12 protein-coding genes are annotated in these 15,965 nt (G+C 68.8%); 7 read left to right on the forward strand and 5 right to left on the reverse strand.

Going from position 1 to position 15,965, the window contains the following annotated elements; all coding sequences use genetic code 11:
• Positions 1–47: 47 nt before the first annotated feature.
• The 5 genes from APZ15_RS34805 to APZ15_RS34825 all read right to left on the reverse strand — a co-directional run bounded on the left by APZ15_RS34805 (position 48) and on the right by APZ15_RS34825 (position 5,557).
• A complete protein-coding gene (locus tag APZ15_RS34805; RefSeq protein ID WP_027792830.1) occupies positions 48–1,520 on the reverse strand; it encodes an NAD-dependent succinate-semialdehyde dehydrogenase in 1,473 nt (490 codons plus the stop codon).
• Positions 1,521–1,619: 99 nt separating this feature from the next.
• The gene (locus APZ15_RS34810; protein WP_006749694.1) at positions 1,620–2,111 is read right to left on the reverse strand and encodes an Lrp/AsnC family transcriptional regulator; all 492 of its coding nucleotides are present in this window, start codon (positions 2,109–2,111) and stop codon (positions 1,620–1,622) included.
• Between the two features lie 84 nt (positions 2,112–2,195).
• Entirely contained in the window at positions 2,196–3,596 is a 1,401-nt protein-coding gene (locus APZ15_RS34815; RefSeq protein ID WP_027792829.1) for an aspartate aminotransferase family protein, read from the reverse strand.
• Between the two features lie 161 nt (positions 3,597–3,757).
• A complete protein-coding gene (locus APZ15_RS34820; protein WP_027792828.1) occupies positions 3,758–4,684 on the reverse strand; it encodes a 2-hydroxyacid dehydrogenase in 927 nt (308 codons plus the stop codon).
• A 12-nt stretch (positions 4,685–4,696) separates the two neighbouring features.
• Positions 4,697–5,557: a GNAT family N-acetyltransferase gene (locus APZ15_RS34825; RefSeq protein ID WP_027792827.1), complete on the reverse strand. Its 861-nt coding sequence runs from the start codon at positions 5,555–5,557 to the stop codon at positions 4,697–4,699.
• 431 nt (positions 5,558–5,988) lie between these two features.
• On the opposite strand from APZ15_RS34825, the gene APZ15_RS34830 reads away from it, so the two are divergent.
• From APZ15_RS34830 to APZ15_RS34860, 7 genes are all read left to right on the forward strand, one after another.
• Positions 5,989–6,657: a haloacid dehalogenase type II gene (locus tag APZ15_RS34830; protein ID WP_021156521.1), complete on the forward strand. Its 669-nt coding sequence runs from the start codon at positions 5,989–5,991 to the stop codon at positions 6,655–6,657.
• A 174-nt stretch (positions 6,658–6,831) separates the two neighbouring features.
• A complete protein-coding gene (locus APZ15_RS34835; protein ID WP_027792826.1) occupies positions 6,832–8,370 on the forward strand; it encodes a methyl-accepting chemotaxis protein in 1,539 nt (512 codons plus the stop codon).
• A gap of 581 nt (positions 8,371–8,951) precedes the next feature.
• A complete protein-coding gene (locus tag APZ15_RS34840; RefSeq protein WP_027792825.1) occupies positions 8,952–10,538 on the forward strand; it encodes an ABC transporter substrate-binding protein in 1,587 nt (528 codons plus the stop codon).
• Between the two features lie 79 nt (positions 10,539–10,617).
• Complete coding sequence (locus tag APZ15_RS34845) at positions 10,618–11,571, forward strand: ABC transporter permease (protein ID WP_027792824.1); 954 nt, start codon at positions 10,618–10,620, stop codon at positions 11,569–11,571.
• Positions 11,572–11,601: 30 nt separating this feature from the next.
• Positions 11,602–12,561: an ABC transporter permease gene (locus tag APZ15_RS34850; protein ID WP_027792823.1), complete on the forward strand. Its 960-nt coding sequence runs from the start codon at positions 11,602–11,604 to the stop codon at positions 12,559–12,561.
• Positions 12,561–14,435, forward strand: coding sequence for an ABC transporter ATP-binding protein (locus tag APZ15_RS34855; RefSeq protein ID WP_027792822.1), 1,875 nt, complete (start codon positions 12,561–12,563; stop codon positions 14,433–14,435). The genes APZ15_RS34850 and APZ15_RS34855 overlap by 1 nt, the downstream gene beginning before the upstream one ends.
• Before the next feature lie 197 nt (positions 14,436–14,632).
• Positions 14,633–15,910, forward strand: coding sequence for an NAD(P)/FAD-dependent oxidoreductase (locus APZ15_RS34860; protein ID WP_034196295.1), 1,278 nt, complete (start codon positions 14,633–14,635; stop codon positions 15,908–15,910).
• The last annotated feature ends 55 nt before the right edge of the window (positions 15,911–15,965 follow it).

Genomic DNA, 15,965 nt, shown 5'->3' on the forward strand with positions numbered 1-15,965 from the left:
ACCGGGCGCGGCGAGGGCCGCCTCGCGGACGGCCCGGATTCATCCGATCAGTCGAGCCCGCCCTGGCACAGGTACTTGATCGACAGATAGTCGTCGAGCCCGTAGCGCGAGCCCTCGCGACCATAACCCGACTCCTTCACGCCGCCGAACGGCGCGGCCTCGCTCGCGAGCGCGCCTTCGTTGATCCCGACGATGCCCGTTTCGAGCCGCGCCGACACGCGCGCAATGCGCCGCACGTCCTGCGTGTAGAAATACGCGGCGAGCCCGAACGGCGTGTCGTTTGCGGCGCCGACGGCTTCGTCCTCGGTATCGAAGCGGAACAGCGCCGCGATCGGGCCGAACGTTTCCTCGCAGGTCAGCTGCATGTCGGCGGTGGCGTCGGCGAGCACCGTCGGTGCGTAATAGTTGGGGCCGAGTTCGGCCAGACGCTTGCCGCCGGCGAGCACGCGCGCGCCGCGTTCGACGGCGTCGCCGACGTGGCGGGCAATCTTGTCCACTGCACGCGCGTTGATCATCGGGCCGATCTGCGCGGCCGGGTCGGTCGCCGGCGCGACCTTCAGCGCGGCGACGCGCGCCGCGAGCTTCGCGGCGAATGCGTCGTAGACGCCGGCCTGCACGTAGACGCGATTCGGCGACACGCACGTCTGCCCGCCGTTGCGGAACTTGGCGGCCATCAGCCCGTCGACCGCGGCGTCGAGCTCGGCGTCGTCGAAGACGATGAACGGCGCGTTGCCGCCGAGCTCCAGCGACAGCTTCTTCAGCGTCGCCGCCGACTCGCGCGCCAGCAGCTTGCCGACAGGCGTCGAGCCGGTGAACGTGATCTTGCGCACGCGGCCGTCGGCGAGCCAGTCGGCCACCGCATCGATGCCACGTTCGCGCGACGCGGCGATCAGGTTCAGCACCCCGGGCGGCACGCCGGCTTCCTGCGCGAGAAACGCGAGCGCGAGCGCGGTCAGCGGCGTGTCCTCCGCCGGCTTCGCGACCACCGTGCAGCCGGCCGCGAGGGCGGGCGCGATCTTGCGCGCGATCATGGCGAGCGGGAAGTTCCACGGCGTGATCGCGGCGACGATGCCGATCGGCTCCTTCACCGCGCTCAGCCGCTTGCCGCGCTGCTGCTGCGGAATCAGGTCGCCATACGTGCGTGTCGCTTCCTCGGCGAACCACAGCACGTACGACGCGCCGTATGCGACTTCGCCGCGCGCTTCCGCGAGCGGTTTGCCCTGTTCGCGCGACAGCAGTTTCGCGAGATCGTCGGTATGCGCCACGATCGCGGCATGCCACGCGCGCAGGATCGCCGCCCGTTCGCGAGCGGGGGTCGCGCGCCATGCGGGCAGCGCGCGTGCGGCCGCGTCCGTCGCGGCGCGCGCGTCGGCGGCGCCGCTGTCGGGTGCGTGCGCGACGATGTCGAGCGTGGCCGGATCGACGACGTCGAAGCGACGGCCGTCGAGCGCGTCGCGCCACGTTCCGTCGATCAGGTTGGCGGTGCGAACGAGTTCGGTTCGGGACAGCGTAAGCGGCATGACAGGTCCTTGGATGAAGCCGTCCGGCGGAGGCGCGGGCGCGCGACTACCCCGCGCGGACAGCACGTTGCCGCGTTCGGGGTTGCCGCAGGCCGCCCGTCAGTGACGTTCGCCGAACAGCGATTCGAGCGGGTAGTGCCGTTTGACGAACGGCGATTTGATGATCACGTAACTGAAATACTTCTCGATGCCGATGTTCTGCTCGAGCAGCCCTTCGACGATCGTCTGGTAATGGCTGACACTGCGCGTGATGAACTTCAGCAGATAGTCGTAGCCGCCGCTCGCGAGGTGGCATTCGACGATCTCGTCGACGTTGCGGATCGCCGCGACGAAGCGGTCGAAGTCCTCGCGCCGGTGGTCGGCCAGCGTGACCTCGGTGAACACGACCTGCACGTCGCCGAGCTTCTCGAGCTGGATGTGCGCGCCGTAGCCGCCGATGTAGCCGGCCTTCTCGAGCCGCTTCACGCGGATCAGGCAGGGGCTCGGCGACAGCCCGACCGCATCCGCCAGCTCGACGTTGGTCATGCGGCCGCGCTTCTGCAACTGGGAGAGGATGCGCAGGTCGATGCGATCCAGCTTGCTGTCCGTCATGTTCACGTGAGTCGGAAAAATGGAATGTCCGGTTACTTTAGAGTCGAACGATGGCCGCCACAAGCCCGGCTTTCCCTCGGCCGGTCAGGCCGGCTGCGCGTGCGCGGCGTCGAGGGCGCGCTGCACGCCCTGATCGGCCAGCACGTCGTCGAGCGTCTTGCGCACGCGTTCGAACATCAGGTCGAACTCGCCCGCGGTGAAGCTCAGCGCCGGCGCGAAGCCGAGCACGCCGTCGCCGAACGCGCGAAACACCACGCCGTTCGCGTAGGCGGCCGCCGCGATCTTGTCCGGCACGTTCAGCGCCGCGTCGAAGCGCGTCTTGTGCGTCTTGTCGGCGACCAGCTCGAGTGCGCCGAGCAGGCCGGCCGAACGCGCGTCGCCGACGAGCGGATGCGCGCGCAGCGCATCGAGCCCCGCCGCGAAGCGCGGCGCCAGCGCCTGGCCGTTCGCGAGCAGCCCGCCTTCGTGATAGAGCTTCAGCACCTCGAGGCCGATCGCCGCGCTGACCGGGTGCGCGGAATACGTATGGCCGTGCCCGACCACGGCCGACTCCGCACGGCTGCCCGCGATCCCTTCGTAGATTTCGTCGGACATCAGCACCGCGCCCATCGGCGCATAGCCGGCCGTCAGCCCCTTCGCGACGGTCATCAGGTCCGGATCGACCTGTTCGGTCTCGCACGCGAACAGCGGGCCCGTGCGGCCGAAGCCGGTGATCACCTCGTCGGCGACGAACAGGATGCCGAGGCGCCGGCACGCGTCGCGCATCGCCTTCAGCCAGCCGGCCGGCGGCACGATCACGCCGCCGGAACCCTGCACGGGTTCGCAGAAGAACGCGGCGACGTTGTCGGCGCCGAGTTCGGCAACCTTGGCTTCCAGCGCGGCCACCGACGCGGCGATCAGCGCCTGCGGATCGCCGCCGAGCGGATGGCGGTACGGGTAGGGCGACGGGATGTGGTGCTGGTCCGCACGCGGCAGGTCGAAATGACGGTGGAACGCGGGCAGCGCGGTGAGGCCCGCGCCGATCGACGACGAGCCGTGATAGCCGCGCTCGAGCGCAATCATCTGCTTCTTCGACGGGCGGCCTGTCGCGTTGAAATAGTGCGTGATGAAGCGCACCGCGGAATCGATCGCGTCCGAGCCGCCGAGCGTGAAGTACACGCGGTTCAGCGACGGCGGCGCGAGCGCCGCGAGCCGTTCGGCCAGCTCGATCGCGGGCTGCGAGCCGAAATGGAAATAACCGGTCGCGTAGGGCAGTTTCGCCATCTGCTCGGCGGCGGCCTTCACGATGCTGTCGCGGCCGTAGCCGACGTTGACGCACCACAGGCCCGAGAACGCATCGAGCAGCGTATGGCCCGCGGCATCGCGCAGGAACACGCCGTCGGCGGATTCGAGCATGGTGACGCCGCGCGCCTCGTGCGCACGATAGTTGACGACGGGGTGGATCAGGTGTTGACGATCAGCTTCGATCAGCGCGGCGTGGTTCATGGCAGGGCGGGACTCTCGTCGGGTGTCAGCGATGAGTTCATGCTACCGGGCGAGCCATCCTCATGCGTTTTCAATTTGCAGTCTGAAACATACGAACGCGGCGTTTGTGCGGGGCGCTTCGGCATTTTCTGCTGCGCGCCCCGCCGGGCCGGGCGCACGCGTCAGTAGCCGCGCGCGCGATCGACGACGCCGATCATCGGCTGCCCCGCGCGATGGCGCGCGAGGTTCGCGAGCACGGCATCGACCGCGGAGTCCGGCCGCGTCGCGCTCGCGATGTGCGGCGTGATCCGGATGCGCGGGTGCGTCCAGAACGGATGGCCGGCCGGCAACGGTTCGGGGTCCGTCACGTCGAGGATCGCGCTGTCGAGCCGGCCGCTCGCGAGCCCCGCGAGCAGCGCGGCTTCGTCGAGCTGCGGGCCGCGCCCGACCTGCACGAGCGACGCGCCCGCCGGCAGCGCATCGAACACGCGCGCGCCGAGAAGCCCGCGCGTGCCGTCGGTGAGCGGGAGCAGGCAGATCAGGATGTCGGTGCGGGCGAGGAACGCGTCGAGTGCCGCGTCGCCCGCGTAGCAGTCGATGCCGTCGAGCGTGCGCGGCGTGCGGCTCCAGCCGGCGCACGGGAAGCCGAAGCGGCGCAGCGTATCGAGCACGGCCTGGCCGAGCGTGCCGAGCCCGAGCACGCCGACGCGCCGCGATGCGGCCGCGCGCACCGGCTGCTCGCGCCACACTTGCGCGCGCTGCTGGGCCGCGTAGTCGAGCAGGTCGCGGTGGATCGTCAGCACGGCCTGCGTCACGTATTCGACCATACCTTCGACGATGCCGGGCTCGATCATCCGCACGACCGGGATATGCGCCGGCACGCGCGACAGGTCGAACTGATCGATGCCGGCGCCGACCGAGAACACGACTTCGAGATTCGGCAGCAGCATGGCCGGATCGTCGGGCGGCTGCCACGCGGCGAGATAACGGACGGCTTCAGGATCGCCGAGGTCCGGCCAGATCCGGAACGGAAGCTCGGGCGCCTGTTGCGCGAAGCGCTGTGCCCATTGCGCACCGCGCACCGGGTCGGCCTTGTAGAGAAAGCTCATCGTGGGTACCGCTCAACCGAGGGCCTGGTTCACGATCGCGAACGCGCGCAGCGCCGGGTCGCGCGCGGGCGTCGCGCCGCGCGCCATGGCGACGACGGTATCGACGCGCGGCAGACCGAGCCCCTGCAGCCAGTCGGACAGCCCGCTGTCGCCGGGCACGTCGAGCCGCACGAACTTCCCTTCGTGCAGCGCGAGCCAGTGGCTGATCAGCGCCTGCGCGCGCTGCGCGTCCGGCGCGACCACCGGGCCGATCGCATGGCCGCGGCCGAAGCGGCGGAACAGCGCGAAGCCGAGGAGTTCGCCGTCGCGATCGAGCGCGATGCCGTTCGCGACGCCGAGCAGCGCCTCGATCACCTCGTCGCGCCGATAACCCGCGGCTCGCGAGGCGAGCGCGGCAAGCCGCGGGCCGTCGTTTGCGCCGATGGGCCGCAGGCGCTCGCCGGGCGGCAGCGATATCAGCGGCGGCTGGAAGGCGGCACCCTGGTGCTGGTCGATCGTATCGATCACCTCGAACCCGAATTTCGCGTACAGCGGCTCGCCGGCCGGCGTCGCGTGCAGAAAAATGGTTCGCGTGCCGAAGCTGTCGACCACGCGGGTGAGCAGTTCGCGCCCGATGCCGCGGCCCTGGTGCTCGGGCGACACGATGACCATGCCGAGCGACGCGTGCGCTTCGCCGAAGCGCCAGCCGAGCGCGGTACCGACGATGCCGGTTTCGTCCTCGGCGACGAAGCCGTCGCCGAGCTGGAGCACGAAGCGCCAGTCGTCGAGCCGGTGCGGCCACTTGACTGCTTCCGACAGACGATGCGCGGCGGGCAGGTCGGTTTCGGCGAACCGACGATAAATAAGCGTGCGGGAAGGGTTGAGATCGGACACGCTGGACTCCGGATGGGTAGGAATGACATATCGACTCTGCCAGCGACACCGCGGCACGGATAGGATGATTCGCCTGTTTTCCGGCGACGGCGGGCGGCCGTGCAAGATCGACGCAAACCGGCTCGATCGGCGCGTGCGAACGCGCGGATCGTGCCGCCGAGGCCCGTCAATCCGACAGCGCCTGCTGTGGGAACGGCACTACGATGAAAACACCGGTGTCGCGGCCGCTTGCCGGCGCGCCGCCCCGCCGGTGCGGCGGGACCGCGCCGGCAAGCGCCGCAGATCGTGCTGCCCGCGCCGCGCAACACGCGGCGATTCTGCGTTTTGGGCGGCGTCGAACGACGTGCGCCGGGTTTTTTGCCCTGATTCAATTTCGTACCACCCAGCCCATCCCCGGCCCTGCCGGGGCTTCACACCGACAGGACGTCACCATGATCCAATTTGAACCGAAGTACATCACGTTCGACTGCTACGGCACGCTGACCCGCTTCCAGATGGCGGACCTGGCGCGCGAGATCTACGCGGACCGGCTCTCGCCGGTCGCGATGGAGGATTTCGTGCGTGCGTTCGCCGCTTACCGGCTCGACGAGGTGCTCGGCGCGTGGAAGCCGTACCGCGACGTCGTCGTCAACGCGATCCGGCGCACCTGCGCGCGAGTCGGCGTGAAGTTCGACGAAGCCGAGGCCGAGCGCTTCTATCATGCGGTGCCGACGTGGGGCCCGCATCCGGACGTGCCGGCGGGCCTGTCGCGGCTCGCGACGAAGTACAAGCTCGTGATCCTGTCGAACGCAATGGACGAGCAGATCATGAGCAACGTCGACAAGCTCGGCGCGCCGTTCCATGCGGTGTTCACCGCGCAGCAGGCGCAGTCGTACAAGCCGCGGATGCAGGGCTTCGAGTACATGTTCGGCAAGCTCGGCTGCAAGCCCGAGGACGTGCTGCACGTGTCGTCGAGCCTGCGCTACGACCTGATGACGGCCGAGGATCTGGGCATCAAGCACAAGGCGTTCGTCAATCGCGGCCACGAGCCCGGCACGCCGTTCTACAACTATTACGAAGTGTCGGATATCGGCCATCTCGCGACGCAGCTCGGCCTGTAAGCCGCCGGGGCCGGCTGATCCATCGCGCGATGGGACGCGGCCGCGATGCCGGCGCGCCCCGTCACGCGTTCGATCAGCGTACGAAACGAGGGTAATTACCGATATCGAGTCGTTCAAGGCGGGACCGCCCCGGCCGATATATGTACCGAACGGTTAATATTTCGAGGCCCCCGCATGAAGTTGTCCACCAAACTGCTGATGCTCGTCGCCGCGGCGCTGCTCGGCGTCGTCCTGCTCGCCGCGTTGTCGCTGCACACGCTGCGCGACGCGCTGATCGACAGCCGCCGCGAAGAGATCGTCATTCTGCTGACCAAGGCCGAGCATCTGGTCGATTCGTATCGCGCGCTGCAGACGAGCGGCACGCTCACGCAGGAGCAGGCGCAGCAGCAGGCCAAGGCCGCGCTGGCCGCGCTCAACGCGAATTCGAAGAGCTACTTCTGGGTCACGACGTCCGACGGCGTCAACCTCGTGCACCCGAACGCGAAATTCATCGGCACGCGCGCGAAAGGCAACCGCACGACCAGCGGCATGACCGACAGCGAGGCGTACCGCGCGGGGATGGCGCAGGCGCATTTCGCGCTCGTCGACGTGCTGATCAAGCGTAGCCCGGACGCGGACCTGGAGCCGAAGCTGCAGGGCGTGGTCGCGATTCCGGACTGGAACTGGTGGATCGGCACCGGATTTTTCTACGACGACATCAACGCGGCGTTTGCCCGGCTCGCGATGGCGCTCGGCGCCGTCGCGCTCGTCATCGCCGCGGCGCTCGCGGCCATCGCCTGGGGCGTGCTGCGCAGCGTCAGGCGCACGCTGGGCGGCGAGCCCGCGCATGCGACGCAGATCGCCGCCCGCATCGCGGCCGGCGAACTGGACGTGCAGTTCGATACGGCGCACGCCGCGCCCGGCAGCCTGCTCGTCGCGCTGGGCGACATGAAGGCGCGGCTGACCGACACCATCGCCGAGATCCAGACCACGACCCACTCGATCGCCACCGGCACCGGCGAGATCGCGCAAGGCAACCTGGATCTGTCGCAGCGCACGGAGCAGCAGGCCGCGTCGCTGCAGGAGACGGCGGCGAGCATGGAGCAGATCACGTCCACGGTCAAACAGAACGCCGACAATGCGCGCCAGGCGAATGCGCTCGTGGCCCAGGCCAAGGATGCGACCGAACTCGGCGGCGCCGCCGTGCAGGCGGTCGTCGAAACGATGCGGCAGATCTCGGATGGGTCGGTGCGGATCGCCGACATTACCGTCGTGATCGAAAGCATCGCATTCCAGACCAACATTCTCGCGCTCAACGCCGCGGTGGAAGCCGCGCGGGCCGGCGAGGAGGGGCGCGGGTTCGCCGTCGTCGCGTCGGAAGTCCGCTCGCTCGCGCAACGCAGCGCCGCGGCCGCGAAGGACATCAAGGGCTTGATCGACGCGTCGGTCGAGCGGGCCGGCAGCGGCAGCCGGCTCGTCGAGACGGCCGGCGAGCGCATGACGGAGATCGTCCGGTCGATCGACCGGGTGGCCGACATCATGGGCGAGATTTCGGCGGCGTCGGCCGAGCAAAGCACCGGCATCGAACAGATCGGGCTGGCGGTCGCGCAAATGGACGAAGTCACCCAGCAGAACGCCGCGCTCGTCGAGCAGGCGGCGGCGGCCGCTTCGTCGCTGGACGAGCAGGCGGCGCGCCTGCGGGCCGCCGTATCGGTATTCCGGCTCGCTGCCTGACGACTGCACGGCCGCACGGCCGCACGGGTCCGGTTTCCCGGCGGTCCCGTCATCCTCCCGTCTTCCCGCCAAGCCGTTCCGATCGAGCGGCATTCTTCTGAACTTTCCTGCGCGACGTCCCGTCGCGATCCCCACCGTCGACGCCCGTGCATGCGGCGATCTGCCGCAATACACCGTGCGTTTCAGCCGTCATCGGCATGCGGACACGCATTCGACACAAACGTGCGGTTTGCGTGTGCCAAACGCGCGCCGGATGCCGAACGGACAATTTTGTCGGCGCAATCTGCGGCGGCTGCGGCCTTACGATTTCCTGCATCGACACGGGTTGGGCAGCCGCCGCGACACGCCGCCGGGTACACGGCGACACGTGGGCGCACGCAGCAATTCATGCTGCGCGGGCGGCTCAAAACGGTCGATTCGTATCGTGCGGGCGGCCCGAATCGCGACAAACCGCATTTTGGCGATGCTTAAATGAATTGCATGTGTACGACGTTGCGCCCGCCACCAGCAAGCGGGCACTGCGGGATTCGAGAACCACGCTGGACCCCAGACCCCACTTTCAACAGTCAGGAGCAGTTCGGATGAGCGACGATATCGACAACGGCGGCGGCAACGGTGGTTTCACTCGCCGCGACATGATGAAGGTCATGGCGGCGAGCGGCATGATGGCCGCCGGCGCCGGCGGACTCCTGATGAACCCCGCGTCCGCATTCGCGGCGCCCGCGGCGAAACGCGGCGGCAAGATCCGGGTCGCGAACGAATCCGGTTCGACGGCCGATACGCTCGACCCGGCCAAGGGCTCGACCGGCGCCGACTACATTCGCTTCTTCATGTTCTACAGCGGCCTCACGCAGCTCGACGCGAGCCTGACGCCGCAGATGAATCTCGCCGAGTCGCTGCAGACCACCGATGCGAAGACGTGGGTCATCAAGCTGCGCAAGGGCGTCACGTTCCACGACGGCAAGTCGGTCGGCCCCGCCGACGTGGTGTATTCGCTGATGCGCCACAAGAACGCCGCCACCGCATCGAAGGTCAAGCCGCTCGCCGACCAGTTCGCCGACGCGAAGGCGAGCGGCCCGGACGAAGTCACGCTCACGCTGGTCAGCGCGAATGCCGATCTGCCGGTGATTCTCGCGACGCCGCAGCTCGTGATCGTCAAGGACGGCACGACCGACTTCAGCACCGGCATCGGTTGCGGCCCTTACAAGCTCAAGTCGTTCAAGCCGGGCGTGTCGACCGTCGGCGTGCGCAACGACAGCTACTTCAAGCCGGGCCGGCCGTATCTCGACGAGATCGAGCTGATCGGCATCGGCGACAGCGCCGCGCGCCTGAACGCGCTGCTGTCGGGCGACGTGCACCTGATCAACGCGATCGATCCGCGCTCGACGCAGCGGGTCTCGTCGACGCCGGGCTACGCGCTGAAGGAAACCAAGTCGGGCCTCTACACCGACCTGATCATGCGCAGCGACAACCCGATCGTCTCGAATCCCGATTTCGTCGAAGGGATGAAGTACCTGTTCGATCGCGAGCAGATCCGCTCGGCGGTGTTCCGCGGTTACTCGGTGATCGGCAACGACCAGCCGATTCCGCCGGGGCATCGTTACTTCAACGCGTCGCTGCCGCAGCGCGCGCACGATCCGGACAAGGCGAAATTCCTGCTCCAGAAGGCGGGCGCGCTGGGTGTCACGCTGCCGCCGATGTATGCGACCTCCGACGCGAACGGGTCGGTCGAGATGGCCGTGCTGCTGCAGCAGGCCGGCCAGAAGATCGGGCTGAACCTGCAGGTCAACCGTGCGTCGCCCGACGGCTACTGGTCGAACCACTGGATGAAGCACCCGCTCACCTTCGGCAACATCAACCCGCGCTCGAGCGCCGACGTGCTGTTCACGCAGTTCTTCAAGTCGGACGCGCCGTGGAACGAGTCGGGCTGGAAGAACGCGAAGTTCGACCAGCTGCTGCTCGCCGCGCGTTCGGAAACCGACGACGCGAAGCGCAAGCAGATGTACGGCGACATGCAGGTGATCGTGTCGCAGCAGGGGCGGGTCGGCATTCCGGCCTTCATCAGCTTCCTCGACGGCTACGACAAGCGGCTCGCCGGTCTCGGTTCGATCCCGACCGGCGGGATGATGGGCTTCATGTTCGCCGAGCACGTGTGGTGGAACGCGTGACGTCGTTGCTGGCGGCCGCTTTGCGGCCGGTGCGGGCGACCGCGCCGGCCACGCGCGGCCTTTTCGGGAGTGTCGCTTCATGAACCGAATTCTCATCGGCCTGATCGTCCGACGCATCGCGCTCACCGCGCTGACGTTGCTGATCGTGTCCGCGATCATCTTCACGATCACGAACCTGCTGCCCGGCGACGCCGCGCAGGCCGCGCTCGGCCAGTCGGCGACACCGGAGACGGTTGCCGCGCTGCGCCAGCAGTTCGGCCTCGACATGCCCGCGCACGTGCGTTACGCGCACTGGCTCGCCGGCCTGATGCACGGCGATTTCGGCCGTTCGCTGTCCGGCGACATGCCGGTGTCGGAGATGATCGGCGGACGCCTGCCGAAGTCGCTCACGCTTGCGGCGATCACGACCGCCGTGTCGGTGCCGATCGCGCTGCTGCTCGGCATCCTCGCGGCGGTCAAGCGCGAGTCGCTGGTCGACCGCGTGATCAGCCTCGGCACGCTGTCGCTCGTCGCGACGCCGGAATTCCTGATCGCGACCGTCGCCGTGCTCGTGTTCGCCGTGAAGCTGCGCTGGCTGTCCGCGTTGTCGTACAGCGGCGAGATCGAAAGCCTGCACGATTTCCTGCGTGCGTATGCGATGCCGGTGCTGACGCTGTGCGCGGTCGTGATCGCGCAGATGGCACGCATGACGCGCGCCGCGGTGATCGAGCAGTTGAGCGCGTCGTATGTCGAGATGGCCGTGCTCAAGGGCGCGAGCCCCGCACGCGTCGTGCTGCGCCATGCGTTGCCGAACGCGATCGGCCCGATCGCCAATGCGATCGCGTTGAGCCTGTCGTATCTGCTCGGCGGCGTGATCGTCGTCGAGACGATCTTCAACTATCCGGGCCTCGCGAGCCTGATGGTCGACGCCGTCAGCAACCGCGATTTCCCGCTGGTCCAGGCGTGCACGATGATCTTCTGCGTCGCCTACCTGACGCTCGTGCTGTTCGCCGACCTGTGCTCGATCGTGTCGAACCCGCGACTGCGGACCTGACCGTCCCGCCCTTCTTCCGAGATGCCGCCCATGCACCCGACCGACCCCGTTCAACGCAGCAACACGCTGCCGCCGTCCGGCGAACCGCGCCCGCCGTGGGGCGGCGCGACGCCGCCCGCCGCCCCGGCCCCCGACCAGCCGCGCAAGCGCCGTTCCGCACGCATCGAATTGACGGCCGGCGGCCGTGTCGGCCTGTCGATGGTCGGGCTGATGCTGTTCATCGCGGTGTTCGCCCCGCTGCTCGCGCCGCACGACGTGGGCGCGATCGTCACGCCGGACGTGTTCGCGCGGTTCAGCGCGAAGCTGCCGTTCGGCTCCGACTTCCTCGGCCGCGACATGCTGAGCCGGATCCTGTACGGCACGCGCCTGACCGTGCTGCTCGCGCTCGCCGCGGTGCTGCTCGCCGCGCTGACAGGCACGACGCTCGGGCTGCTCGCGACCGTGTCGGGCCGCGCGGTCGACGAGACGATGAGCCGGCTGCTCGACGCGCTCACGTCGATTCCGTCGAAGATGTTCGCGCTGATGTTCGTCGCCGCGTTCGGCTCGTCGCTGCCGCTGCTGGTCCTGACCGCCGCGGTCAGCTACATGCCGGGCTCGTACCGGATCGCACGCGCGCTGGCGGTCAACATCAGCACGCTCGAATTCGTGCAGGTCGCGAAGGCGCGCGGCGAGAGCGCGCTGTACATCGCGTGCGTCGAGATGCTGCCGAACATGATTCATCCGATGCTCGCCGATACGGGCCTGCGCTTCACGTTCGTCGTGCTGCTGCTGAGCGGCCTGAGCTTTCTCGGGCTCGGCGTGCAGCCGCCGTATGCGGACCTCGGCTCGCTCGTGCGCGAGAACATCGCGAGCCTCGGCGACGGTTCGGCTGTCGCGATCATGCCCGCGGTCGCGATCGCGATCCTGACGGTGGGCGTCAACCTGTTGATCGACGGTCTGCCGCATCGCGGCCGCCGCAAGGGCGCGGCCGCGGCCGCCGGAGAACACTGATGCGAGATCAATCGACTCCGCTCGTCGAGGTGCGCGGGCTGCGCGTTGTCGGCGGTCGCCCGGGCGCCGCGGAAACGACGATCGTCCACGACGTCGACTTCGAGATCGGGCGCGGCGAGGTGCTCGCGCTGATCGGCGAATCCGGCTCGGGCAAGACGACGATCGCGCTGTCGCTGATGGGCCACGCGCGCACCGGCTGCCGGATTGCCGGCGGCTCGGTGAAGATCGGCGGCACGGACGTCTGCAGGCTGTCGGCGTCGGGCCTGGCCGCGCTGCGCGGCCGCAAGGTCGCGTATATCGCGCAGAGCGCGGCTGCCTCGTTCAACCCGTCACGCACGATCCTCGACCAGGTGATCGAGAGCGCGCTGATTCACCGGACGATGTCGAAGCGCGATGCGCAGGCAAAGGCGGTCGAGCTGTTCCGCGCGCTCGCGCTGCCGGAGCCGGAGACGATCGGCAAGCGCTATCCGCACCAGGTGTCGGGCGGGCAGTTGCAGCGGCTGATGGCCGCGATGGCGCTGATCACCGATCCGGAGCTCGTGATTCTCGACGAGCCGACCACGGCGCTCGACGTCACCACGCAGATCGACGTGCTGCAGGCGTTCAAGAGCGTGATCCGGCGCTACGGGATGAGCGCGGTCTACGTGTCGCACGACCTGGCCGTGGTCGCGCAGATGGCCGACCGGATCGTCGTGCTGAGCGACGGCGTGATCCGCGAGACGGGCGACACCGAACAGATCCTGCATGCACCGGCGCACCCGTACACGCAGAGCCTGATCGCGGCGGTCACGCCGAACGATGCGCAACGCGACGGGAAACCGGCGCCGGCCGACCCGGCGCCGTTGCTCGAGGTGCGCGGCGCGGTCGCCGGTTACGGCGGCCGCAACGCGAAGGGCTGGCCCGCGAAGCTGATCCTGAACGAAGTCGACCTGCGCATCGGGCGCGGACAGACGGTCGGCGTGATCGGCGAATCGGGCTCCGGCAAGACGACGCTCGCCAAGGTGATCGCGGGCCTGGTGCCGGCGGCGGCCGGGAAGATCCTGCTCGACGGCGAGCCGCTCGCGCGCGATATCGGCAAGCGCACCAAGGAGCAGCACCGGCGGGTGCAGATCGTGTTCCAGAACGCCGACACCGCGCTCAATCCGGTGCATACCGTCGAGCGCACGCTCGCGCGGCCGCTCGCGTTCTACCACGGGATCAAGGGCGCGCGTGCGCGGCAGCGCGTCGCGGAGCTGCTCGAACTCGTGCGGCTGCCGCAGGCGGTGGCCGCGCGGCGCACCGGCGAGCTGTCGGGCGGGCAGAAGCAGCGCGTGAACCTCGCGCGTGCGCTCGCGGCCGAACCCGACCTGATCCTGTGCGACGAAGTCACGTCGGCGCTCGACACCGTGGTCGGCGCCGCGATCATGGACCTGCTGCGCGACCTGCAGGCGAAGCTCGGCGTGTCCTACGTGTTCATCACGCACGACATCGCGAAGGTGCGCGCGATCAGCGACGACATCGTCGTGCTGTATGCGGGCCGCCGCGTCGAGACGGGCAGCCGCGACGCGCTGTGCGCGCCGCCTTATCACCCGTATTCGCACCTGCTCGTGTCGTCCGCGCCGGAGCTGCGCGCGGGCTGGCTCGACGATGCGGCCGAGCGCTGCCATCGGCCGCTGGTGCCGATCGGCGAGCGCGCGGACGACGGCGAGCTGTGTCCGTTCCTGTCGCGCTGCGCGATGCGGGTGGACGGCCTCTGCAACCGGACGCCGCCGGTGCTGCGCAAGCTCGACAACGGCGCGCAGGTGCTGTGCCATCGCAACGAGGAAGACCTGGCGCGCTTCCAGGCCGAGCCGACGCAGGCGGGTGCCGCGCCCGGGCAGCCCGTGCAGCTGTAATGCGCGGCACGCCGCCGTTCGGCGCGCGCGACGTGGCGGCCGGTGCACCGCATAGTCTGCTGCGGCGGTTGCCCAAAACGGCGATTTGCGCGCGTGCCGTGCGCGAATACGCGGCAACTGCGGTTTTTGATGGTGATTAAATGATTTCCCGTGAACGGCAGCCGATCGTCGTCGCCAACAAGCTCGAGAAGGACCCGATGAAATTCGAATCGTACTGGCTGGATACCCGCCCCGCATTTCGCGCGGGCTGCGAGGGCCCCGTCGAAGGGCGCGCCGACGTGGTCGTGATCGGCGGCGGCTTTACCGGCTTGTCGGCGGCGCTCGCGCTGGCGCAGCGCGGCGTATCGGTGGTCGTGCTCGAGGCCGCGCAGGTCGCGGGCGAAGCGTCCGGCCGCAACGGCGGCCAGTGCAACACGGGCGTCGCGCAGGATTACGCGTCATTGGCCGCGCGCATGGGCGCGGAGCCGGCGAAGCAGTTCTATCGCGCATACGAAAGCGCGGTGAAGAGCGTCGAGACGATCGTCACCGAACACGCGATCGACTGCGATTTCCGGCGCGCGGGCAAGCTGAAGCTCGCCGCGAAGCCGCAGCATTTCGCAGGGCTGGCGAAGACGTTCGACGCGTTGCGGCGCGACGTCGATCCGGATATCGAACTGATCGAACCCACGCGGATTCGCGATGAAGTCGCGTCCGACGGCTTCTACGGCGGACTCTTGCAGCGCAACGGTGCGCAGATGCACATGGGCAAGTTCGGTGTCGGGCTTGCGCACGCGGCGGTGCGCGCGGGTGCACGCGTCTACGAGCATGCGGCCGTCACGCAACTGGACCGGCTCGATGGCGAGCGGCACGCGATTACCTGCACGCGCGGCAGGATCGTCGCCGATCGCGTGCTCGTCGCGACCGGCGCATCGCAGCACGGCCCGTTCGGATGGTTCCGGCGGCGCATCGCGCCGGTCGGCAGCTTCATCGTCGTGACCGAGCCGCTCGCCGACGCGCAGTTGAACCGGCTGTTCCCGCATCGCCGTGCGTACGTGACGTCGCGCCAGATCGGCAACTACTTCCGCGTGACGCCCGACAACCGGCTGCTGTTCGGCGGCCGCGCCCGCTTCGCGATGTCGAGCCCGCGCTCCGACGCGAAAAGCGGCGACATCCTGCGCGCCGGCATGGCCGGTTACTTCCCGGAACTGGCCGACGTCCGGCTCGACTACTGCTGGGGCGGGCTGGTGGACATCACCGCCGACCGGCTGCCGCGCGCGGGCCAGCACGACGGGCTCTATTACTCGATGGGCTACAGCGGCCACGGCGTGCAGATGTCGGTGCACATGGGCCGCGTCATGGCCGACGTGCTGTATGGCGCGACGGCCTCGAATCCGTGGCGCGAGCTCGACTGGCCGGCGATGCCCGGGCATTTCGGGCACGCGTGGTTCCTGCCGTTCGTCGGCGCGTATTACCGGGTGCAGGATTTCCTGCACTGAAGCGGGCGCCGGGGAGAATTCAACATGACAGCGCGTTTCGTTTGCCCGTCAGCGG

The organism is Burkholderia cepacia ATCC 25416 (assembly GCF_001411495.1).
GTDB lineage: Bacteria > Pseudomonadota > Gammaproteobacteria > Burkholderiales > Burkholderiaceae > Burkholderia > Burkholderia cepacia.